Source organism: Snodgrassella sp. W8135 (assembly GCF_016101225.1).
In the GTDB taxonomy this organism is placed as follows: domain Bacteria; phylum Pseudomonadota; class Gammaproteobacteria; order Burkholderiales; family Neisseriaceae; genus Snodgrassella; species Snodgrassella alvi.
This window is the reverse complement of record NZ_JACFQX010000001.1, coordinates 1,296,842-1,317,404: the sequence shown is the minus strand read 5'-3', so window position 1 is coordinate 1,317,404 and position 20,563 is coordinate 1,296,842. Positions and strand designations below refer to the sequence as shown.

19 protein-coding genes are annotated in these 20,563 nt (G+C 43.5%); 4 read left to right on the top strand and 15 right to left on the bottom strand.

What is annotated here, in order from left to right; genetic code table 11:
- The first annotated feature begins 588 nt into the window (after positions 1–588).
- The 3 genes from dnaX to recR all read left to right on the top strand — a co-directional run bounded on the left by dnaX (position 589) and on the right by recR (position 3,938).
- Complete coding sequence (gene dnaX / locus H3T75_RS05865) at positions 589–2,547, top strand: DNA polymerase III subunit gamma/tau (protein WP_198211241.1); 1,959 nt, start codon at positions 589–591, stop codon at positions 2,545–2,547.
- Between the two features lie 57 nt (positions 2,548–2,604).
- Positions 2,605–2,946: a YbaB/EbfC family nucleoid-associated protein gene (locus H3T75_RS05860; protein WP_025330421.1), complete on the top strand. Its 342-nt coding sequence runs from the start codon at positions 2,605–2,607 to the stop codon at positions 2,944–2,946.
- Between the two features lie 386 nt (positions 2,947–3,332).
- Positions 3,333–3,938: a recombination mediator RecR gene (recR, locus tag H3T75_RS05855; protein WP_084551641.1), complete on the top strand. Its 606-nt coding sequence runs from the start codon at positions 3,333–3,335 to the stop codon at positions 3,936–3,938.
- A 161-nt stretch (positions 3,939–4,099) separates the two neighbouring features.
- Here the strand turns inward: recR and ilvA are convergent, their stop codons facing one another.
- The gene (gene ilvA / locus H3T75_RS05850) at positions 4,100–5,632 is read right to left on the bottom strand and encodes a threonine ammonia-lyase, biosynthetic (protein WP_084585824.1); all 1,533 of its coding nucleotides are present in this window, start codon (positions 5,630–5,632) and stop codon (positions 4,100–4,102) included.
- 241 nt (positions 5,633–5,873) lie between these two features.
- Here ilvA and H3T75_RS05845 point away from each other — a divergent pair, with 241 nt between their 5' ends.
- A complete protein-coding gene (locus H3T75_RS05845) occupies positions 5,874–6,974 on the top strand; it encodes a D-alanyl-D-alanine carboxypeptidase family protein (protein WP_232335778.1) in 1,101 nt (366 codons plus the stop codon).
- A gap of 135 nt (positions 6,975–7,109) precedes the next feature.
- Here H3T75_RS05845 and H3T75_RS05840 read toward each other — a convergent pair whose 3' ends face one another.
- The 14 genes from H3T75_RS05840 to nrdA all read right to left on the bottom strand — a co-directional run bounded on the left by H3T75_RS05840 (position 7,110) and on the right by nrdA (position 20,505).
- Positions 7,110–8,402, bottom strand: coding sequence for an adenylosuccinate synthase (locus H3T75_RS05840; RefSeq protein WP_198211240.1), 1,293 nt, complete (start codon positions 8,400–8,402; stop codon positions 7,110–7,112).
- Positions 8,403–8,438: 36 nt separating this feature from the next.
- Positions 8,439–9,590: an ATP phosphoribosyltransferase regulatory subunit gene (locus tag H3T75_RS05835; protein ID WP_084552958.1), complete on the bottom strand. Its 1,152-nt coding sequence runs from the start codon at positions 9,588–9,590 to the stop codon at positions 8,439–8,441.
- A 151-nt stretch (positions 9,591–9,741) separates the two neighbouring features.
- Positions 9,742–10,560 carry an undecaprenyl-diphosphate phosphatase gene (locus H3T75_RS05830; protein WP_037394066.1) on the bottom strand — a complete coding sequence of 273 codons (819 nt, stop codon included), beginning with the start codon at positions 10,558–10,560 and terminating at the stop codon, positions 9,742–9,744.
- 98 nt (positions 10,561–10,658) lie between these two features.
- Positions 10,659–11,354: a thiol:disulfide interchange protein DsbA/DsbL gene (locus tag H3T75_RS05825; protein ID WP_078475302.1), complete on the bottom strand. Its 696-nt coding sequence runs from the start codon at positions 11,352–11,354 to the stop codon at positions 10,659–10,661.
- A gap of 29 nt (positions 11,355–11,383) precedes the next feature.
- Positions 11,384–12,088, bottom strand: coding sequence for an SPOR domain-containing protein (locus H3T75_RS05820; RefSeq protein WP_198211239.1), 705 nt, complete (start codon positions 12,086–12,088; stop codon positions 11,384–11,386).
- 104 nt (positions 12,089–12,192) lie between these two features.
- Entirely contained in the window at positions 12,193–13,689 is a 1,497-nt protein-coding gene (locus H3T75_RS05815) for a YifB family Mg chelatase-like AAA ATPase (protein ID WP_198211238.1), read from the bottom strand.
- 11 nt (positions 13,690–13,700) lie between these two features.
- A complete protein-coding gene (locus H3T75_RS05810; protein ID WP_198211237.1) occupies positions 13,701–14,006 on the bottom strand; it encodes an accessory factor UbiK family protein in 306 nt (101 codons plus the stop codon).
- 89 nt (positions 14,007–14,095) lie between these two features.
- Entirely contained in the window at positions 14,096–14,536 is a 441-nt protein-coding gene (locus H3T75_RS05805) for a hypothetical protein (protein ID WP_078475298.1), read from the bottom strand.
- Between the two features lie 87 nt (positions 14,537–14,623).
- Positions 14,624–15,415: an NUDIX domain-containing protein gene (locus H3T75_RS05800; protein WP_198211236.1), complete on the bottom strand. Its 792-nt coding sequence runs from the start codon at positions 15,413–15,415 to the stop codon at positions 14,624–14,626.
- Positions 15,412–15,798 carry a holo-ACP synthase gene (gene acpS, locus H3T75_RS05795; RefSeq protein WP_084564923.1) on the bottom strand — a complete coding sequence of 129 codons (387 nt, stop codon included), beginning with the start codon at positions 15,796–15,798 and terminating at the stop codon, positions 15,412–15,414. The genes H3T75_RS05800 and acpS overlap by 4 nt, the downstream gene beginning before the upstream one ends.
- Before the next feature lie 29 nt (positions 15,799–15,827).
- Complete coding sequence (pdxJ, locus tag H3T75_RS05790; protein WP_084563445.1) at positions 15,828–16,559, bottom strand: pyridoxine 5'-phosphate synthase; 732 nt, start codon at positions 16,557–16,559, stop codon at positions 15,828–15,830.
- Between the two features lie 79 nt (positions 16,560–16,638).
- Complete coding sequence (yfaE, locus tag H3T75_RS05785; RefSeq protein WP_025330435.1) at positions 16,639–16,950, bottom strand: class I ribonucleotide reductase maintenance protein YfaE; 312 nt, start codon at positions 16,948–16,950, stop codon at positions 16,639–16,641.
- A 55-nt stretch (positions 16,951–17,005) separates the two neighbouring features.
- Positions 17,006–18,139 carry a class Ia ribonucleoside-diphosphate reductase subunit beta gene (nrdB, locus tag H3T75_RS05780; protein ID WP_144340637.1) on the bottom strand — a complete coding sequence of 378 codons (1,134 nt, stop codon included), beginning with the start codon at positions 18,137–18,139 and terminating at the stop codon, positions 17,006–17,008.
- Between the two features lie 86 nt (positions 18,140–18,225).
- The gene (gene nrdA / locus H3T75_RS05775; RefSeq protein ID WP_198211235.1) at positions 18,226–20,505 is read right to left on the bottom strand and encodes a class 1a ribonucleoside-diphosphate reductase subunit alpha; all 2,280 of its coding nucleotides are present in this window, start codon (positions 20,503–20,505) and stop codon (positions 18,226–18,228) included.
- Positions 20,506–20,563: the final 58 nt, after the last annotated feature.

Sequence of the window (20,563 nt, the reverse complement as noted above, 5' to 3'; positions counted from 1 at the left end):
TGATATATTGTGTATTTATATCAAATTATTGGTAGGTTAATTTGTAAATATGAACTCTTTTGACAAGGATAAATAAATTTCTGGTAATTTTTTTACTCATCCAGATGCTTAGATTAAGAGTAAAAATATTTAATATTGGAATAATGTGATTGTTAAACGCAGCTACTCAAGTAATGTTATATATTTCATAAATTAAGATTGATTTATAATTAAGCATACAGACTAAGTGCGTGGTTACATGTATTCAGATAGTTTTTCATGTAGCAAATGACTTTTTATTTCTTTTTGTTTTTATTTTCGCGTAGTTATATTTACTAAGAGCGATTTGTGTAAAATATTTGTACTTTAATTTATTATTGATGATTTAAGCATATTAAATATATATTCTGCAATCTTAACTATTTAAAGTAATAACAACAGATGTTAAAGCAAGTTGAGGTTGTTTCATCTGATTGTTTCACCTGGTTTGTGGCTTTGGTATAACCTTTTATGCTGGTTTTTGGTTACAATAAAGTGCTTGTTTAGATTGCACTGAACAAGATTTATTTTGCCTTTAAGTTTTGCTGTGGCTGGCAGTTGCGGATGGTTATGACTTATCAAGTATTGGCACGAAAATGGCGACCAAAAAAGTTCGCCGATTTAGTAGGACAGGAGCATGTAGTCAGGGCATTGTTAAATGCGCTTGATAAAGGACGTTTGCATCATGCTTATATGCTTACAGGGACTCGGGGTGTAGGTAAAACCACCATTGCCCGTATTCTGGCCAAAAGCCTGAATTGCCAGCATACTGAACATGGTGAGCCATGTAACCAATGTGATTCTTGTCGCCAGATTGATGCCGGCCGTTTTGTTGATGTGCTGGAAATTGATGCTGCTTCCAATACAGGAATTGATAATATCCGCGAAGTACTCGAAAACGCACAATATGCGCCAACGATGGGGCAGTATAAAGTCTATATCATCGACGAAGTGCACATGTTGTCGAAAAGTGCTTTTAATGCCATGCTCAAAACTTTAGAAGAGCCGCCTGAACATGTGAAATTTATTCTGGCGACAACAGATCCGCAGAAAGTACCGATTACGGTTTTAAGCCGGTGTCTGCAATTTGTCTTGCGCAATCTGAATAGTACTCAGGTACATGATCATCTGGTTTATGTATTACAGCAGGAACAAATTGCTTATGAAGATCCGGCATTATGGCTGTTAGGCCGGGCTGCTGCCGGCTCAATGCGTGATGCACTCAGTTTGCTTGATCAGGCTATTGCCATTGGTTCAGGAAAGGTAACTGAATCTGATGTGCGGAATATGATTGGTGCGGTTGATAAAAGTTATTTGTATGCGCTTTTGGAAGCCTTGGCTGTACGGGATGGTCAGGCATTACTGGCTAAAGCGGAGGAAATGGCCAGTTGCGCGGTAGGATTTGATAGTGCGTTAACTGAGCTGGCTCTGTTATTACAGCGATTAACAATACTGCAATCTGTTCCGGCAGTCGGCGCTGATGATCCTGAATATACGGCTTTAACTCGTTTTGCGGGTTTGTTTTCAGGAGAGCAGATTCAATTATATTATCAGTGTGTATTACGAGGTAAGGCAGATTTGCCGCTTGCTCCGGATGAGAAAGCCGGGTTTGTCATGACCTTATTGCGGATGCTTGCATTTGCACCTCTGGCTGCACTGAATACACAACGTTTGCATGGGCAAATCGATGGTACACAGTTGCATGATGTGCCAGTAAACAATAAGCAGATTGATAATATACCAACTGTTTCTGAAAAAAATAGTCCAGCTTCAGTATCTGAAGCACTGTCAGAGACAGCATCTGATGCAACTATTGAAGTACCGGTAACATTAGAAACTGAAATAATCGAAAAAAAATCGTCGTCGATAACAGCTGCTGATAGCAAGATATTAAATGATTCTTCACCTGCTTTGCAGGAATCTCAGTCTGTAACGATTAGCGATGAGCCTCCGCCACCCTGGGAAACAGGTGTTGATGACATATCCTGCGAGGCTGTGAGTGTGTTTGAGGCTGTAGAATCAGTCAATGCAAACTTGGCGGAAAAGTATGATGAAGATACGGATATATTCGCAGAAAAACCCAGAGATGATCAGAATTTAACTCTGGTAAAAAAGGCTTTTCCGCCATTGACGGCAGAGAACTGGCCGGAAATTTTAACTTTGCTGGCGCATCGTCTCGGTGCAGTACAGTTGTTCAGTCAGCATACGGCGATTGTTGCTTATGATGAAAATAGTGGTGATTTAACTATTGCTCTGGCTGAGCAGGGTGAGCCGACAGCCAATCGTGAGTTATTAAACCGGCTGGCTGAATCGTTGTCAGAAGTTTATCAACGGCCGATACATCTGCATACCTGTAGCTGGCAGGAGCAGAGTATGCCGGAAACACCGCAAATGCGTCAGCAGCGATTACATGCAGAACAACAACAGCAGGCAAAGACAGTGTTAGAAGCGCAGCCCGCTGTAAAGATGCTGATGGAAACTTTTAATGCAGAATGGATACCGGAAAGTTTACATCTGGATAAAGAATAATTGCCATTATTTGTTTAATTTTTTCTCTCTATTTAATTGACGTGTAAGGAAGATATTATGTTTGGAAAAGCAGGTTTGGGTGGTTTGATGAAGCAGGCGCAACAGATGCAGGAACGCATGAAAAAGGCGCAGGCTGATCTGGCTAATGTAGAGGTGGAAGGTGAATCTGGGGCTGGTATGGTTAAGGTAACCATGAATTGTCACTATGGAGTAAAACGTATCCATATTGATGACAGTTTGCTTGCTGATGCCGCTGATGACAAAGAGATGCTGGAAGATTTGATTGCAGCTGCGGTTAATGATGCCGTACGTAAAGCTGAATCAACTTCTTCAGAACGTATGAGTCAGTTTACTCAGGGTATGAATTTACCAGCAGGTATGGGAGATTTATTTAAATAATTACGCCAATAAAAAAGGGTAACGGTTATGTTACCCTTTTTTATTGTTTTTAGTTTAAGTTGTTATCATTAAAACCATTGTTATCTGCTTAGTTATGAAACTAAGCAGATAAAATGTTATATTGAAGTTCAGAAGTCAGGATGATAAGTGATCCGGATTAGTCTGATGGTAATCTTACATGGTATACAAATGTCAGGTTGGGTAAGATGAAGATATTTTGTCTGAGTTGGTGAAGCCAGTTCCGTTTCTTCCGGTTTGATGAGAGTTTAATTACATCAGAGCTATATATAAAATAATCTATAGTTTTTATGAAATAGATCCGGGCAGTCAGTCAGTGAAAACGGGCTGGTTTTATGTATGACTGAAGAGTTTGTTACAGGTAAAAAATGAGTACAAAACATGTGGACGCATTTAGCCGCTTAACCAATGCATTAAAAGTATTGCCTAATGTTGGCCCTAAAACAGCGCAGCGCATGGCATATGAATTATTACAGCACCAGCGTCAGGGCGCAGAAGAGCTGGTGGAAGCAATTCAAGCTGCTTTATTACAGGTACAGCATTGTCGTTTATGTAATACTTTCTGTGAAGGTGAATTGTGTGCAATTTGTTCTGATGAGCAGCGTGACACCAAACGATTAATGATAGTACAAATGCCGGTGGATGTAGCCAGTATGGAATCAGCACATTGCCATGATGGTTTGTATTTTGTATTGATGGGACAGGTTAGTCCGGCTCAGGGAGCAGATTTGCAGGCCATTGCTTTAGATAAACTGGTAACGCGATTACAGCATCATGAAGTAGATGAGATTATTATTGCTACCAATTTTACTGCTGAAGGAGATGCTACTGCGTACGTGCTGGCACAATTACTGGCTGAGTTTCCGGCAAAAGTTACGCGTCTGGCGCGAGGTATGCCACTCGGAGCAGAACTGGAATACATAGATGCAGGTACTCTGGCTCAGGCTGTTTATGAACGCCGTAATGTAAAGTAAACACTATAATTTACAGATAAAATCGGCTTAATGGCAGAATGGAGAATAAAAATATCACTAGGAAAGATTAAGCCAGTCACAGATTCATTTAAGAAATCAGACAGAGTAATTTTAGCAATTACTCTGTCTGTTGTTTTGTGGTTGTATTTCTGATTTAATTATCAGGAGGTAGCGGATTCGCTCAGAAATAGCTGATAAGCGGCATTGTGAGTTTGTTCCTGATAGATATAACCCACATTATCCAGAAATGCATAAAATTTTTCTGCATCAGCCGGGGGAATATTCAAACCAACCAGTACGCGGCCGAAATCGGCTCCATGATTGCGATAATGAAACAAAGTAATGTTCCAGTCGGATTGCATATGTATCAGAAAACGTCTCAGGGCACCCGGTCGCTCAGGAAATTCGAAGCTAATCAGACGTTCATTAGCCACTTTGCTGGTACGACCACCTACCATATACCGGATATGCAGTTTGGCCATTTCGTTATGAGTGAGATCCAGAGCCGGCAAACCATTGTTGTTCAGTTCCTGTACGATAGTCTGTAAATCAGCAGTATCATTGCTTTGAATACCAACAAATATATGGGCCTTCTGGTCATCACCATAACGATAATTGAATTCGGTAATATTTCTGTTACCGATTAGATCAATGAAAAAACGAAAGCTACCGGGTTTTTCCGGGATGGTTACCGCAAAAATTCCTTCATGTCCCTCTGTCAGTTCACAGCGTTCAGAGACGTGGCGCAGTTGATGGAAATTCATATTTGCACCGCTGGTTACTGCGATTAGATTTTGATGCTGACATTGATTCCGGGCGATATAGGCTTTTAATCCGGCAAGAGCCAGTGCACCGGAGGTTTCAGTAATACTGCGGGTATCATCGAAAATGTCTTTAATTGCAGCACAAATACTATCGGTATCTACAACAATAATATCATCCAGTAAGTCTTTGCATAGTGTGAATGTTTCTTCACCTACCAGTTTAACTGCGGTACCATCCGCAAACAAACCTACTTCTTTAAGTTCAATGCGTTTGCCGGCAGCAATAGATTGCTTCATAGCACAGGCATCTTCAGTTTCTACGCCGATTACTTTGACCTCCGGACGTACATTTTTAATGTATGCCGCCACTCCCGCCGCCAGCCCGCCGCCGCCAATAGCAACAAATACAGCATCAATAGGTTTCGGGTGCTGGCGTAATATTTCCATACCGATGGTACCCTGTCCGGCAATGACATCCGGATCATCAAACGGTGGAATATATGTGAGGCCACTTTGGGCAACCAGTTGCATGGCATGGTTATAGGCATCATTATAGGACTCACCGGCCAGTACTACTTTACCACCGCGTTTTTTTACAGCATCGATTTTAATTTGTGGTGTGGTCTGTGGCATAACGATAGTTGCCTCACAACCCAGTTTTTGTGCTGAAAGTGCTACGCCCTGAGCATGATTGCCGGCCGAGGCCGTGATGACACCTTTTTCCAGGGCATTTTTATCCAGTTTGGCCATTTTGTTATAGGCCCCGCGGATTTTGAAAGAGAATACTGGTTGTAAATCTTCCCGTTTCAGCCAGATGTGATTGTTGAGTCGATCTGACAGATTAGCAGCATAATCCAAGGGTGTTTCAATGGCCACATCATATACTGCGGCAGTAAGAATGCGGGTAAGGTAGTTTGTGTGATTGTTCATAATGTAGAATGAAAAAACTGATTTTATTTTGCAGATTATCTGATTAACTGAATTAATCAAAAATTAACGATAACGCGGCTGTTTTTTTTATGCAAGTAAATTTGCCAATATTGCTTCTCTTGTGCAGACTAATGTTTATAATAAGTGGTTATGGAAGTAGTTAATCGCGGTTAATTCAGATTTAAATTTGATAATAGAAATGATGAGAAATTTTTTTCACTGGTTTATTACAGCTGTGCTGATGAGTGTTTTGCTACCGGCACATGCAGTAACTATGCCTGAAATTAATGCTGCTGCATATGCAGTGGCAGATCAGCAAAGTGGTACAGTTCTGGCCAGCCGTGATAAAGATGCCCGGATTGAACCGGCAGCACTGACAAAGCTAATGACAGCTTATCTGGTATTAGATGCTTTGCATACGGGTAAACTGAAAGCGCAGCAACCGCTAAAAGTTTCCGCTACCGGCTGGCAGGCAGATGGTAGCCGGATGTTTTTACAGCAGGGTGTTCCGGTAAATGCGGAAACCGTTGTGCAGGGTATGCTGGTTATCTCAGCTAACGATGCAGCAATTACGCTGGCTGAGGCTGTGAGCGGAAACGAAAAAGCATTTGTGCGCAAGATGAATGCTGAGGCGCAAAAAATGGGACTGACAAATACCAATTTTGTCAATTGCACCGGATTACCGGCAGAGGGACAATATAGCAGTGTGGGGGATCTGCTGCTGCTGGCTCAGGCTTTGGTGCGCGATTTTCCGCAATATCAGAGCTGGTTTGCTAAAAAATCTTTTGCTTATAATGGTGTTACTCAGTTAAACCGTAATTTGCTCCTATTCAGAGATGATCAGGTAGATGGTCTGGCAGTCGGCTATACTATACATGGTGGTTACAATCTGGTTGTAAGCAGTAAACGCAATGAACGCAAAATTGTAGCTGTACTGGTAGGAGCTGACAGTAGTGAGGCCAGAGCAGCAGAGGGAAGTAAATTATTAAGCTGGGCTCTGACTAATTTTAATACGGTCAGATTATATCCGGCCGGACATAAAATAAGTGATATTACTGTTTATAAAGGTGCACACAGAAAAGTAGCAGCAGGTTTTTTAGGTGACGCTTATGTCACTTTGCCGTCTGGTAGTGCTAAACAATTGTCTGTAGAGCTGGAGGCTGTTCAACCAGTGGTAGCACCGGTGTACAAAGGCCAGAATATCGGAACTTTAAAATTGCTGTCAGGTAAACAGGAAATTGCCCGACAGAATGTTGTGGCACTGGAAAATGTGGGTGAAGCAAGCGGGTTTGGTCGTTGGCTGGATGGTATCGCCATGTGGTGGCATAACCTTTTTAACTGATAAAGCCGGCTGCTTTTTGAGAGATAAGCATTTATCTAAACGACTAATTAATCAGTTTAAAGGTAATATGTGCTGAATTGATTGATTTGTTTTAAAAATAAACCCATCAGCTGATGGGTTTATTTTTAATTTCAGTTATTCATAAGGATGACGGAGCAGAATGGTTTCTTCTCGATCAGGACCGGTAGAAATCATGGCAATCGGAGCACCGCAAATTTCTTCAATACGTTTCAGATAGGCTTTAGCATTGTCTGGTAGTGCGTCGTATGATTTCAGACCAAAAGTGCTTTCCTGCCAGCCCGGCATTGTTTCATAAATAGGCGTACAGGCAGAAACGGCGTCGGAACCACAAGGCAAAATATCTATTTTTTGCCCGTTATAATCATAACCGACACAAATATTAATGCTATCCATGCCATCCATAACATCCAGTTTAGTTAAACATAAGCCGGAAATACCATTTACCTGGATAGACCGTTTCATCAGAGCAGCATCAAACCAGCCGCAGCGGCGCGGACGTCCGGTTACTGCACCAAATTCATTGCCGCGTTCTGCCAGACCTTGACCCACGCTATCAAAAAGTTCGGTCGGGAATGGTCCGGAACCAACTCGTGTTGTGTAAGCTTTGACAATACCTAGTACGTAATCAAGTTTAGTCGGTCCTACACCAGAACCGACAGCTGCCGCTCCGGCAATACAGTTAGAGGAGGTAACGAAAGGATAGGTACCGTAATCAATATCAAGGAAAGTACCCTGAGCACCTTCGAACAGCAAGGATTCACCACGGGCATTCATGTCGTTCAGTTCACGGGAAACATCTCCGACCATTGGTTTTATCTGATCGGCCAGTTCCAGAGTCTGCTGGTAAATTTTTTCAGCATCAAGTGCTTCCTGACCATACAGGCCGGTAAGCTGGCAGTTATAAATGGCTACTGCATCTTTAATTTTCTGCTGTAAAACATCAGGATGGAATAAATCCATAATACGAACTGCACGCCGGGCAATCTTGTCTTCATATGCAGGTCCAATACCGCGACCGGTCGTGCCGATTTTCTTATCCCCCTTGGCTGCTTCACGAGCATGATCAAGAGCGATATGATAGGGAAGAATTAAGGGACAGGTCGGTGCAATGGTTAATTGTTTGGTTACATCAATACCCGCCTGCTGTAATTCAGCCATTTCGCTAAGCAGGGCTTCTGGTGATACGACAACACCAGAACCGATAAAACAACGTTTACCTGTATGTAAAATACCACTGGGAATCAGGCGCAAAACAGTTTTTTTGCCATTGACCACCAGAGTATGCCCTGCATTATGTCCGCCCTGATAACGTACCACGCCGGAGGCACGTTCAGTCAGCCAGTCTACAATTTTACCTTTGCCTTCATCACCCCACTGGGTGCCGACAACAACGACGTTTTTTGCCATATGGTTTTACCTGCTCATACTAAGGGTTAATTATTGCTACAAAGGAATCAGCTGCCATTGCTGGTTTTGCCATACCAGCTGGCGGTCGCATCCTCTGATATCGTTACATTCGGGAGTGTAATCAATAATGACACACTCACCGGCTGAACGCAGTTGCTCTATTTCGGTTTTTGCAGCAGAGGCATCTTGTACGCTGACTTTTATGCCGCGCAGTTTTTCTACCGGAGGCAGATGCCCGATTAAATCACGTAAATCAAAACTAAAACCGGAAGCAGGGCGGTTACGGCCAAAATATTTACCCAGACCATTATAACGTCCGCCTCGTGCCAGTGCGTCCGGCCAGTCTTCGCTATAGGCAGCAAACAGCAACCCAGTATGGTAGTTGTCTACTCGCAATTCACTTAAATCAATAAATATATTATGGTTTGCAAATGCTGTGCAGATTTGCCGGAGCTGCTGTAATGCTTCACTTATTTCCGGCAGGTCTGGCAGACAGTCTGCGGCAGTCTGCAATACTGTCTGGGTTCCATATAATGCAGGTAAAGCGACGAAAGCTTTAATCCACTGCTCAGAAAGCTGCCATTGTTGTACACACTGCTGAACTGCGGCAGCATCTTTAGCCTGCATCAACTGTAATAAAGTTGCCGCTTGTTGTGTAGTCAGGCTGGCAGCATTAGCTAGTGTATGAAAAATACCGATATGCCCAAGTGACAGTGTTGGTTTGGGTACATTGACGATAGCCAGGCTTTTTAGCATTAAATCAATAAGTTCGATGTCGGCTTCGATACCCGCATATCCATATAATTCGGCGCCGATCTGTAAAGGCTCCCGGGTGCTTAAAAAGCCGTCAGGCCGTGCATGTAAAACCGGACCGGCATAACACAGTCGGTTAACCCCGCTATTGGCTGACAGCAGATGAGCATCTATACGGGCAACCTGGGGTGTGATATCTGCGCGCAGACCAAGCTGCCGGCCACTAAGCTGATCGACAACACGAATGGTTTTTAGTGACAGTCCTTCATCAATACGGGTAAGTAAGGACTGGCTGTATTCAAGTAAAGGGGGGCTGACAAGTTCGTAGCCATGGACGCGATAAAGTGCTAACAGCTGTTCTTTGGCGCTTTCAAGCTGGCGCGCCGCTGAAGGTAGAATGTCGGCAATATATTCGGGCAATTGCCAAGACTGCATTGGGATTCCTCACAAAATACAAGCCACACTGACCCTGACGGAACAGTGTGACGTGGACGTGGAAAGGCAGCTGAATGCTGTGCCTGAGGTCTTTTAAAATATCACTTTATCACAATTTAACGTTTTTATACCAGAGACAATTAGATTCTGATTACCATTTTACCCAGCCTGTAGCCCAGGTAACTAAAATGATACCGCCAAATACAATTCGGTACCACGCGAAAGGAATATAATTTTTATGGGCAACAAAACGCAATAAAGCTTTCACTGCAACCAGAGCAGAAAGAAATGCGGCAACAAAACCAATTGCAATCAGCAATAGATCATCCCGGGTAAATTCATGTAGATGTTTAAGCATGTCGTAACCGGTGGCAGCAATCATTACTGGTACGGCCAGAAAAAAAGAAAACTCTGTTGCTGCTTTGCGCTCAATCCCCCAAAGCATGCCGCCCATAATCGTACTTCCAGAACGAGATGTACCGGGAATTAATGCCAGAATTTGCGCCAGTCCGACAATAAGTGCATCGCGAGGCCGCATGTCCTCAACAGTTTTAACTTTCGGTTCGGTACGGCTCTGACGTTTTTCAATCCAGAGAATCAGTAAACCGCCTATTACAAGTGCTGTAGCAACAGTGATCGGATTAAACAGATAATGCTTGATTTGTTCACTGAACAGTAAGCCCATGATGGCTGCGGGAATAAAGGCTATAGCCAGATTAAGAACAAAGCGGTTGGTAGCCGGTTCTTTACCAATATGGGTAATGATATGAGCAAATCGGTGTTTATATTCAAAAACAATGGCAAGAATTGCACCAAGCTGTATCGTAATGTCGAATACTTCACCTGTAGTCTCAAATTTCAGCAGATTACCGACTACTATCAGATGTCCGGTACTGGAAACAGGCAGAAATTCGGTCAAACCTTCTACAATGCCCAGAATCAGGGCTTTTAAAAACAAGACAATATCCATTTTATTTACTGTATTTGTGTATTTAAGCCATGAAATTTATACAAAACAATAGTGTGTTTAAGGTTAAACACACTATTGTTTTGATCGAAGACCAGAGTCTATCGATTGGCAGAGGCTGCTAGTGAGGCACCTATGCTTTTGGGTAGTTTACGTGTGCTTGCAGCATGTGCGCTATTTTCATTGCGTACTTTTTCAATTAGTTCATTCATTGTTTTCATTCCTGCTGCAAATCCTTTCGGAAATTTAAGTACGTATTTGCCGCCTACAATAACAGTGGGTGTTGACGTAATATTGTATTTTTCGCCCATTTTACGCATGCTGGTGGCCGTAGCTGAATTTTCCAGACTGTTATAGGCTTTTACCAGTTTTTGCCCGTCAAAAGCAGTCTGTTCTACTGCCCATTTATTGAATACGTTAGGTTGCCATAATTCGATGTGTTTATTAAAAATAGCATCAAAGATTAATGGGTCTGCCTGTAATTTCATGCCGGTACTGTTTACTGCTGCAGCAACACGGGCAAGATTGAAATAAACGTCATCATCCCAGACAACATGAACGGGACGCAGATAGGTATCAGGCGCAAAAGACTGCATTTCTTTAAGCATAAATGGCTCAAGATGTGAGCAGTGGACACAGCTGTAGGAAAAAAATTCCAGAACTTCTACTTTGTCTTTATGCAGTTGCGGAATGGGTTTATCCAGTACATCATAATCTATTTTTACTATTGCTGCCTGTGCTATACCAGTGACAAAAGCCATTGCTGTCACCATGGTAGTAATGATTTTTTTTAGCATGTTAATTTCCTGTTATGAAACTGGCTGACTCAGGATGCTGTTCTGGTCAGGCTGTCGATATTGTGCTGCTGTAAAGTTTGTTTAATCTGTTTTACCTGATTCTGACTCAGATTATCAGTCTGAACACGATATTTGATTGTACCGTTCACTTTAGCACTATGCACGCTGCTGTTAATTCCCAGCATCACTAGTTTGGCACGCTGGGCATCAGCATCAGTACGGTTGTTATATGAACCGATTTGTAAAAAAACTTTGTCTTCACTATGCTGCTTTGCTGCAGCACGCTGAGCTTTTTCAAGACTGCCGTTATTCAGAATTTGTTCCGGAGTTATATGTGTATGACTGACTGGGGGTGCTTTTCTGGGTGTTTTTTCTGGTGTTTTATGTGGTATGGGTGGTTGTGTTGTCGGTGTGTGTTCAATAGTAATGTCATTTTCAATCCCTCCCATATTGACCGGTTGTGAAGCCGGTATAGTCTCCGGGGTTTCAACGGTGGTTCCTGAAGACGCAGGAGTATCAGGAGTAAAGATTTGAGAAGATGCTGTTGTACTATTGGCCGGAGTAAGTATTTCGGGTTGTGGCGGAACAGAAGCAGCGGGATTATCAGGATTTTTAAAATCTGATTTGCTTTTATTCAGGAAGAACAGGATGCAGGCAATGATTAAGGTTGCAAGAAGCAAACCTATTATAAAGCTGACAAGCCCCTTACCTGCCTGACGAAGTGGTGTGTACATATGCATGTTAAAAGCCTTTATGTTTGGCATTATATACGGCAAATTCTGTTCAGAACCGGAAGCTATCTGTATAGATAACATTATCAATTTCAGTTCTGCTGATATTATAAAGCACGGCGGAAGCTTATGGCGCGTAAAATGTGACTGGTTTCAACATCATGTATATCATTCATATCTGCTAATGTACGTGCAATACGTAAAATACGATGAAAACTGCGTGCTGACAGCGACAATTTTTCCATCACACTGGCCAGGGTTTGTTTGGCTTCAGGGGTGATTCGGGCTATATCATCCAGTTCACGGTTGCTCAGTTGAGCATTGATTTTACCCTGACGCTGATACTGGCGCGAGCGTGCTGTTCTGACACGCTCACGAATACTGCTGCTGTTTTCGCCGTTTGCCTGCTGTAACAGATCACTGGCTGGTAAACTGGGCACTTCAATTATCAAATCTATACGGTCAAGCAGCGGACCGGAAATTTTATCACGGTAACGGGTTATGGCTTCGGGCGTACAGCGACATGGTTTAACTGGATGTCCGAGATAACCACAAGGGCAGGGATTCATTGCTGCTATCAGCTGGAATTCAGCCGGATAAGTAGCCTGACGTGCTGCGCGTGATATATGAATTTCTCCGCTTTCCAGTGGTTCTCGCAGAACTTCAAGAACTTTCCGGTCGAATTCCGGTAGTTCGTCCAAAAATAAAATACCATGATGTGCCAGTGAAATTTCACCAGGTCGGGGATCGGAGCCACCACCTACCAGTGCAACAGCCGAAGTACTATGATGGGGTGAGCGAAATGGCCGGTTCTGGCGGTATTTTTGCTGTTCGTGAGGCAACAATGACTGTAATGACCAGACACTGACGAGTTCTTTGGCTGTAAGTGGCGGTAAGATACCGGGTAGACGCTGTGCCAGCATAGATTTACCGGTTCCAGGCGGTCCGGACATGAGGATACTGTGACCGCCGGCTGCGGCGATCTCCAGTGCCAGTCTGGCTGTTTGCTGCCCGCGTACATCGGCCATATCAGGATAGTTTGTTTCATCAGGCTGTTGTTGTATAGATTGTACATCAACAGGGGAAAGTGGTTGGTCCTGATTAAGATGAGCTGCTACAGCCAATAATGTATCGGCGCCATAAACATGCGCATCGGGTAACAGGGCAGTTTGAAAAGCGTTATCTGAGGGCAGAATAAATGAACGCTGTTGCTGTCTGGCTGCTTCTGCCATGGCGATAGCTCCGCGGATAGGCCTGATCTGACCGGACAAGCCAAGTTCTCCGGCCAGTTCATACTGATGCAGATTGGTACCATCAATCTGACCGGATGCTGCCAGTATGCCGATAGCTATCGGTAAATCAAACCGGCCTGATTCTTTGGGTAAATCAGCAGGTGCCAGATTAACGGTAATTTTTTTAGCCGGAAAGTCAAAACCGGACTGAATAATAGCCGCTCTTACCCGATCTCTGCTTTCTTTAACTTCTGTATCCGGCAGACCAACAATGCTGAATGCAGGTAAGCCGTTGGCCAGATGAGCTTCTACCTCTACGAGTGGTGCTGCCATGCCAGCCAGAGCACGACTATAAACAACTGCCCATGACATGGCGTAATTCCTTAGTCAGACAAATCAGTATGATTATCTGTCGGAGCAACCGGATCGGTGGTTTCATGGTTGTTATTATTTTGTGCTAACAACGCTTCCAGCGCGATCACTCTGCTTTCTAGCTCAGCCAGTTTTTCCCGGGTTTTTAGTAAGACCTGTTGCTGAATATCGAATTCTTCACGTGTAATCAAATCCATCCGGTTAAAAGCACTGCCAAGCATGGATTTAACATTTTTTTCCATATCTTTGATGGGACTGTTACTGATGGTATCGCCGAGTTTATCGCTGATGTCTTCAAAAATTTTTTTGCTGATCATGACCTGAATCCTTTTAATGGCAAGGTAATCAATGTCTGTGATTGTACGGGTGAAACCGTCTGAGATGCAATGCTTATATGCTGTGCTGTTTACGGTGCAGTGAACACAATATTGTAATGCTTGCCGTCAACAGTTAAATCACCAAGAAAGTCATTACGTTCGTCAACACATACGGGCAATACGGCACGGTAAGCTGTCCATACCCCCTGTCCCTGCGGTTTGAAGTCGGTACGATTAAAACCCAGACTCATATTACGCATGGTGAAATGTATGCTGATTCGTTTTACAGAAGCGGGTACTTTACGCATGCTGATATCAAAAGGTTTAGTGATATCTGCCGGAGGCGTAAACTGAATGACAGCTCCTCCGGGTAATATGCAGCCGGTACGGACATTACAGTTACTGAGTGTGCTCAAAGCATCGGTACGGGTGTTATGCCAGAAAACTATGCCAATAATAAGCGGAACAGCTATGATAAAAATAAGTAGTCCGATGATAACAGCAGTTGATTTTTTTGCGGGCTGATTCATGAGATTGGCAGACCAATATAAATTAAGAAAAATTATCCGGTAATTGCAGTACAGGTGGTCGTGAATACACAGAGGCTGTAATACTTATTATTGTTGTTCCAGTATGATGCCATGAACACCCAGTGTCATCCAGTCTGGTTGTGCAATGAGCTGAGCGTTTATTTGCTGTAAAACCATAACGGGTACAGAGGAAGGCTGATTATGCAGCAGATGAAGCAGCAGCTGAATATCTTCATGTTGGCCAACCGGCCAGATTATCGCCGCAGCTGCTTGTGTCTGTAGCCACTCTTCACTGTTATGACATATAGCCCAGATGGCGCTGACAGGATGCAGATTCGCCAGTTGCTGTAGCTGATCTGCTGGTGTGTAAATAATTGATTCTGCTGCTATTCCTGAGTGGTAAGGGTATATTTTTAAGGCAGGTTCCTGCTTTGCCGCGGTATGAAAACCTGTATTTAAATTTCCGCTCATATGAGCAGGGATGGCTAATGCGGCCAGAATAGGTGCATTAGCAGGTAATATGGGGGTAACAGTAAGACAACCGGGCTGCTGCCAGCTCCAGCTTTGCTTTTCTCGTGCAGTTAGTTGTCCCTGCCACTGATCGGCAGCAATGCGATAAAATTGCAAATGTACGTGGGCATGTTCATAACGATGAGTTTTGCTTATCCATGGTGTAGCTGAATTAACGGTTATGCCTAGTTCTTCGGCAAATTCCCGCTGCAATGCCGCCAGCGGACTTTCCCCTGATTCTACTTTACCGCCGGCAAATTCCCAGTACCCGGCATATGCTTTACCTGCCGGTCGTGAACTAAGCAGAAATTCACCGCGCTGGTTATAAAGGATACCGGCAACTACTTCGATGAGATTATCCTGCGTCATTTAGCATACTCTGCTACAGCAAAAGCCACTATGTAGTCGTCTTCATCTGTGAGACTCAGATGGATACGGCCAATGTTTTTTTGTCTGAGCCATTGTGCTAATGGTTTTTCAACAATAAATTCAGGCCGGCCGAGTTCATTATGACCGATTCCGATATTGCGCAGGGTCACCGGACTGCGCAGACCGGTATGGACGGCTTTGGCAAAAGCTTCTTTAGCGGCAAAGCGTTTGGCCAGAAACTGTACAGGATGATTGGCTGAAGGCCACTCTAGTGCTTCAATCCGTGACAGCATTTTTGCTGCTACGGCATTAGCACCATAGGTTTTACACATTTTGGCAATACGTTCAATTTTAACTAAATCTGTACCTATGCCGTAAATCATGTTGTTCCTTTTGCTGGTAAAAGGTTAGGTTAATAAGGAAGGCTGCGTGCACGGAAAATAGTGGTTTTCATTTGTTCAATGGCTTGTGGTAAGCCGATGAAAATAGCCTGAGCAATCAGGGCATGACCAATATTCAGTTCGTTTATAGCCAGAATTTTAGCAATAGGGGTGACATTGTGAATATTCAGACCATGGCCGGCATTAACAATTATGCCCATTTCACTGGCCTGATGAGCTGCTTCTTCGATTCGTGCCAGCTGCTGCCGGCGCTGATGCATTTCAGGTGCATCAGCATAAGCACCGGTATGCAGCTCAATAACTGGTGCACCGACCTCCTGACAGGCCTGTATCTGCCGGCTATCTGCATCAATAAACAGTGATACACGTATCCCCGCAGCTGTCAGTTTCTGGACATATTCTGCTACTTTATCCTGTTGTGACAGAACATCCAGTCCGCCTTCTGTGGTAATTTCCTGTCTTTTTTCCGGTACGATACATACGTCGGCAGGCTGAACAGCCAGAGCGTTGTCAAGCATTTCCGGGGTAAGTGCCATTTCCAGATTAAGACGGGTGCTGATGGCATTTTTTACGGCAAATACATCAGCATCATGAATATGGCGGCGATCTTCACGTAAATGCATGGTAATCAGATCGGCACCATGTGTTTCGGCAAGCAGTGCTGCTTCCAGCGGGCTAGGATAGATACTGCCGCGAGCGTTACGTACTGTTGCTACATGATCTATGTTTACGCCAAGTAACATAAGTTTTTACCTAGTGCTGAGTTAAATGGATGTCACGATACTTTACCTTTTTCCGGCGGTAAAGATAACCGGTTTAACTTTATTTATCTGCAAATAAATCGTTGTCAAAAAGGTCTGGATTGTGTTCCGGTGTATCGGTTCGAAGATGGCAGACCAGATGCAAATCGGTTTTTACCTGACAGCAGCAGGGAAGTATCTCTCCCGGAGCGATAAAGGCCAGCGGCTGTTCTGCATAACTGACCTGCCCGGATAGCAGTTTGAGCCGGCATGAGCCACAATAACCGCTGCGACACTGATATTCAACTTCATGTCCGGTACGTTCCAGACCTTCCAGCAGGGTTTCATCCTGCTGAAGAGTGAATGTTTTGTCGCAGGTGGTGATTAAGCTCATTTTAGCTGAAGCTGCTCCGGTAGATTTTGTTGAAAACTGGGTTCAGACAGAAGTTTTAAAGTTCAAAATCGCTTAAGTCGTCTTCATTAAGTTCGGCATCAATCTGACCAACCAGATATGAGCTGACTTCTACTTCCTGTGGTGCTACCTGAACATTGTCGGAAGACAACCATGCATTAATCCACGGAATGGGATTTTGTTTGGCATGTTCAAAAGCCGGCGGTAAGCCTACAGCCTGCATACGCAGGTTGGTGATATATTCGACATACTGACCAAGAATATCTTTGTTCAGACCAATCATGGATCCGTCTTTAAATAAATATTCTGCCCAATCTTTTTCCTGTATAGCAGCACGACGGAAAAGCCGGAAACATTCTTCTTCCGTTTCAGCCGCTATCACCGCCATTTCCGGATCATCTGCACCGGTACGCATCAGGTTAAGCATTTGCTGAGTGCCAGTGAGGTGTAAAGCTTCATCACGGGCAATCAGTTTGATGATTTTGGCATTGCCTTCCATCAGTTCGCGCTCAGCAAAAGCAAAGGAACAGGCAAATGAAACATAAAAGCGGATTGCTTCCAGTACATTGACACACATCAGGCACAGATACAGCTTTTTCTTCAGCTCATGTAAATTGATTATAACGGTTTTACCGTTAATCTCATGTTCACCTACGCCCAGTAAGTTGTAGTACTGGGTATATTCGATTAAATCATCGTAGTAACAGGCAATTTCTTCAGCACGGGCAATAATGTGTTTGTTTTGTACAATATCATCAAACACAACCGAAGGATCATTCACGATATTGCGGATAATGTGAGTGTAACTGCGTGAATGAATGGTTTCAGAAAAAGACCATGTTTCAATCCATGTTTCCAGCTCAGGAATAGATACTAGAGGCAGTAAGGCAACATTAGGACTGCGCCCCTGAATGGAATCAAGCAGGGTCTGATATTTCAGATTACTGATAAAAATATGCTTTTCATGCTCTGGTAAATTGGCATAATCGATGCGATCACGCGATACATCTACTTCTTCAGGACGCCAGAAGAATGAAAGCTGTTTTTCAATCAGTTTTTCGAATATATCAAATTTCTGCTGGTCATAACGGGCTACATTAACCGGCTGTCCGAAGAACATCGGTTCTGTCAGGGCATTATTCGGTTTTTGACAGAATGTACTGTAATTCATAGACAGATGTTCACAGGCCATGGCGATACTCTTTATTTAATTAATGTAGAAAAAGGAGATAAGGGTGCTGATGCACCCTTGTTTAATCAGATTTTGCAAGCACCGCTGGCGCAACCGTCATCCTGAATACTGGTTTGCATATCATCGGCACCATCACGGGTATTCTGGTAATACAAAGTTTTCAGACCAAATTTATAGGCTGTCAGCAAATCTTTGATTAATTGCTTCATCGGGACTTTTTGTCCTTCAAAACGCTGTGGATCGTAATTGGTATTGGCAGATATCGACTGGTCGATAAATTTCTGCATAATACCGACTAAATGCAGATAACCTTCATTATTTGGCATATCCCAGAGCAATTCATACTGGTTGTGCAGACGTTCGAATTCCGGTACTACCTGTTTAAGAATACCATCTTTGGACGCCTTCACCGATACCAGCCCGCGCGGTGGTTCAATACCGTTTGTAGCATTGGCAATCTGGCTGGATGTTTCTGATGGCATAAGTGCCGTCAGAGTGGAATTACGCAGACCGTGTTTAACTATATCGGCACGCAATGATTCCCAGTCCAGATGCAAAGGTTCCTGACAGATTTTATCCAGATCTTTTTTGTATGTATCAATCGGTAATAAACCCTGAGCATAAGTAGTATCGCTGAATTTAGGGCATGCTCCCAGTTCCTGTGCCAGTTTGACAGAAGCTTTCAGCAGATAATACTGAATGGCTTCAAAAGTCCGGTGGGTAAGGTTTATGGCAGAACCATCACTGTATTTAACGCCATTTTTGGCCAGATAGTATGCAAAGTTAATGACACCAATACCTAATGTCCGCCGGTTCATGGTAGCCAGTTCAGCTGCTTTGATAGGGTAGTTCTGATAATCCAGCAAAGCGTCCAGAGCACGGGTAGCCAGCTCGGCCAGTTCTTCGAGTTCTTCCAGACTTTCCAGTGCGCCCAGATTAAATGCTGAAAGGGTACAGAGAGCTATTTCTCCCTCAGGGTCTTTAATGTCATTTAATGGACGGGTAGGTAAAGCAATTTCCAGACACAGATTTGACTGACGAACCGGAGCCAGCTTCGGGTCAAACGGGCTATGGGTATTGCAATGGTCGACATTCTGAATGTAAATGCGTCCGGTACCGGCACGTTCCTGCATTAATAATGAAAATAAATCCACTGCTGGAATACTGCGGCGATTGATGCTGTTGTCTTTTTCGTATAAAACATAAAGACGTTCGAATTCGTCCTGATCTGCAAAAAATGCATCATATAACCCCGGGACATCTGAAGGCGAAAACAGACTGATATTTTCACTCTTAATCAGGCGGGTATACAGCAGGCGATTAATTTGTACACCGTAGTCAAGATGCCGTACGCGGTTTTCTTCAACTCCGCGGTTATTTTTCAGTACCAGCAGATTTTCTACTTCCAGATGCCACAATGGATAGAACAGGGTAGCAGCACCACCGCGGACACCGCCTTGTGAGCATGATTTCACAGCTGCCTGAAACATCTTATAAAATGGAATACAGCCTGTATGTTGTGCCTCTCCGCCACGGATTTCGCTGCCTAGTGCACGGATCCGGCCAGCATTAATGCCAATGCCTGCGCGCTGAGATACATACTTCACAATTGCACTGGTAGTAGCATTGATGCTATCAAGACTATCATCACATTCAATCAGTACGCATGAAGAAAACTGACGGGTCGGGGTGCGAACACCTGACATAATTGGTGTTGGCAGGGAAATTTTAAAAGTACTGATGGCATGGTAGAATTTTTTTACATAAGTCAGTCTTGTAGCCTGAGGGTAACGGGCGAACAGGCACATTGCTACCAGCATGTATAAAAACTGCGGACTTTCAAAAATTTGTTTGGTAACACGGTTCTGAACCAGATATTTGCCTTCCAGCTGTTTAACTGCAGCATATGAGAAAGTTAAATCACGGTTATGTTCAATGCAGTCATTCAGTTCATCAAATTCTGCACGAGAATAATCTTCTAAAATATGTTTATCATACTTACCTGATTCTGTCAGCTTACTCACATGATCATATAGGTGAGGTGGCTCAAACTGGCCGAAAGCAATTTTACGCAGATGAAAGATAGCTAAGCGGGCTGCCAGATACTGATAATCCGGTGTTTCTGTGGAAATCAAGTCGGCTGCTGCTTTAATAATGGTTTCGTGAATATCGTCAGTACGAATACCATTATAAAATTGAATGTGTGAGCGCATTTCGACCTGAGATACGGATACATTATCCAGACCTTCTGCAGCCCAGGTAACGACCTGATGAATTTTATCCAGATTGATGTCTTCCAAACTACCATTACGTTTGGTTACTTTAAGGTTGGCAACCGCATTCATGAGTTATTCTTTCTAGCACAATTGACGCAGAAAAAAACAGTGCCAACACAAAATGTAG

Excerpts from the sequence above, each read along its gene's own strand:
- dnaX (WP_198211241.1), top strand. The coding sequence starts at position 589 with ATGACTTATCAAGTATTGGCACGAAAATGGCGACCAAAAAAGTTCGCC.
- H3T75_RS05860 (WP_025330421.1), top strand. The coding sequence starts at position 2,605 with ATGTTTGGAAAAGCAGGTTTGGGTGGTTTGATGAAGCAGGCGCAACAG.
- recR (WP_084551641.1), top strand. The coding sequence starts at position 3,333 with ATGAGTACAAAACATGTGGACGCATTTAGCCGCTTAACCAATGCATTA.
- ilvA (WP_084585824.1), bottom strand. The coding sequence starts at position 5,632 with ATGAACAATCACACAAACTACCTTACCCGCATTCTTACTGCCGCAGTA.
- H3T75_RS05845 (WP_232335778.1), top strand. The coding sequence starts at position 5,874 with ATGAGTGTTTTGCTACCGGCACATGCAGTAACTATGCCTGAAATTAAT.
- H3T75_RS05840 (WP_198211240.1), bottom strand. The coding sequence starts at position 8,402 with ATGGCAAAAAACGTCGTTGTTGTCGGCACCCAGTGGGGTGATGAAGGC.
- H3T75_RS05835 (WP_084552958.1), bottom strand. The coding sequence starts at position 9,590 with ATGCAGTCTTGGCAATTGCCCGAATATATTGCCGACATTCTACCTTCA.
- H3T75_RS05830 (WP_037394066.1), bottom strand. The coding sequence starts at position 10,560 with ATGGATATTGTCTTGTTTTTAAAAGCCCTGATTCTGGGCATTGTAGAA.
- H3T75_RS05825 (WP_078475302.1), bottom strand. The coding sequence starts at position 11,354 with ATGCTAAAAAAAATCATTACTACCATGGTGACAGCAATGGCTTTTGTC.
- H3T75_RS05820 (WP_198211239.1), bottom strand. The coding sequence starts at position 12,088 with ATGTACACACCACTTCGTCAGGCAGGTAAGGGGCTTGTCAGCTTTATA.
- H3T75_RS05815 (WP_198211238.1), bottom strand. The coding sequence starts at position 13,689 with ATGTCATGGGCAGTTGTTTATAGTCGTGCTCTGGCTGGCATGGCAGCA.
- H3T75_RS05810 (WP_198211237.1), bottom strand. The coding sequence starts at position 14,006 with ATGATCAGCAAAAAAATTTTTGAAGACATCAGCGATAAACTCGGCGAT.
- H3T75_RS05805 (WP_078475298.1), bottom strand. The coding sequence starts at position 14,536 with ATGAATCAGCCCGCAAAAAAATCAACTGCTGTTATCATCGGACTACTT.
- H3T75_RS05800 (WP_198211236.1), bottom strand. The coding sequence starts at position 15,415 with ATGACGCAGGATAATCTCATCGAAGTAGTTGCCGGTATCCTTTATAAC.
- acpS (WP_084564923.1), bottom strand. The coding sequence starts at position 15,798 with ATGATTTACGGCATAGGTACAGATTTAGTTAAAATTGAACGTATTGCC.
- pdxJ (WP_084563445.1), bottom strand. The coding sequence starts at position 16,559 with ATGTTACTTGGCGTAAACATAGATCATGTAGCAACAGTACGTAACGCT.
- yfaE (WP_025330435.1), bottom strand. The coding sequence starts at position 16,950 with ATGAGCTTAATCACCACCTGCGACAAAACATTCACTCTTCAGCAGGAT.
- nrdB (WP_144340637.1), bottom strand. The coding sequence starts at position 18,139 with ATGAATTACAGTACATTCTGTCAAAAACCGAATAATGCCCTGACAGAA.
- nrdA (WP_198211235.1), bottom strand. The coding sequence starts at position 20,505 with ATGAATGCGGTTGCCAACCTTAAAGTAACCAAACGTAATGGTAGTTTG.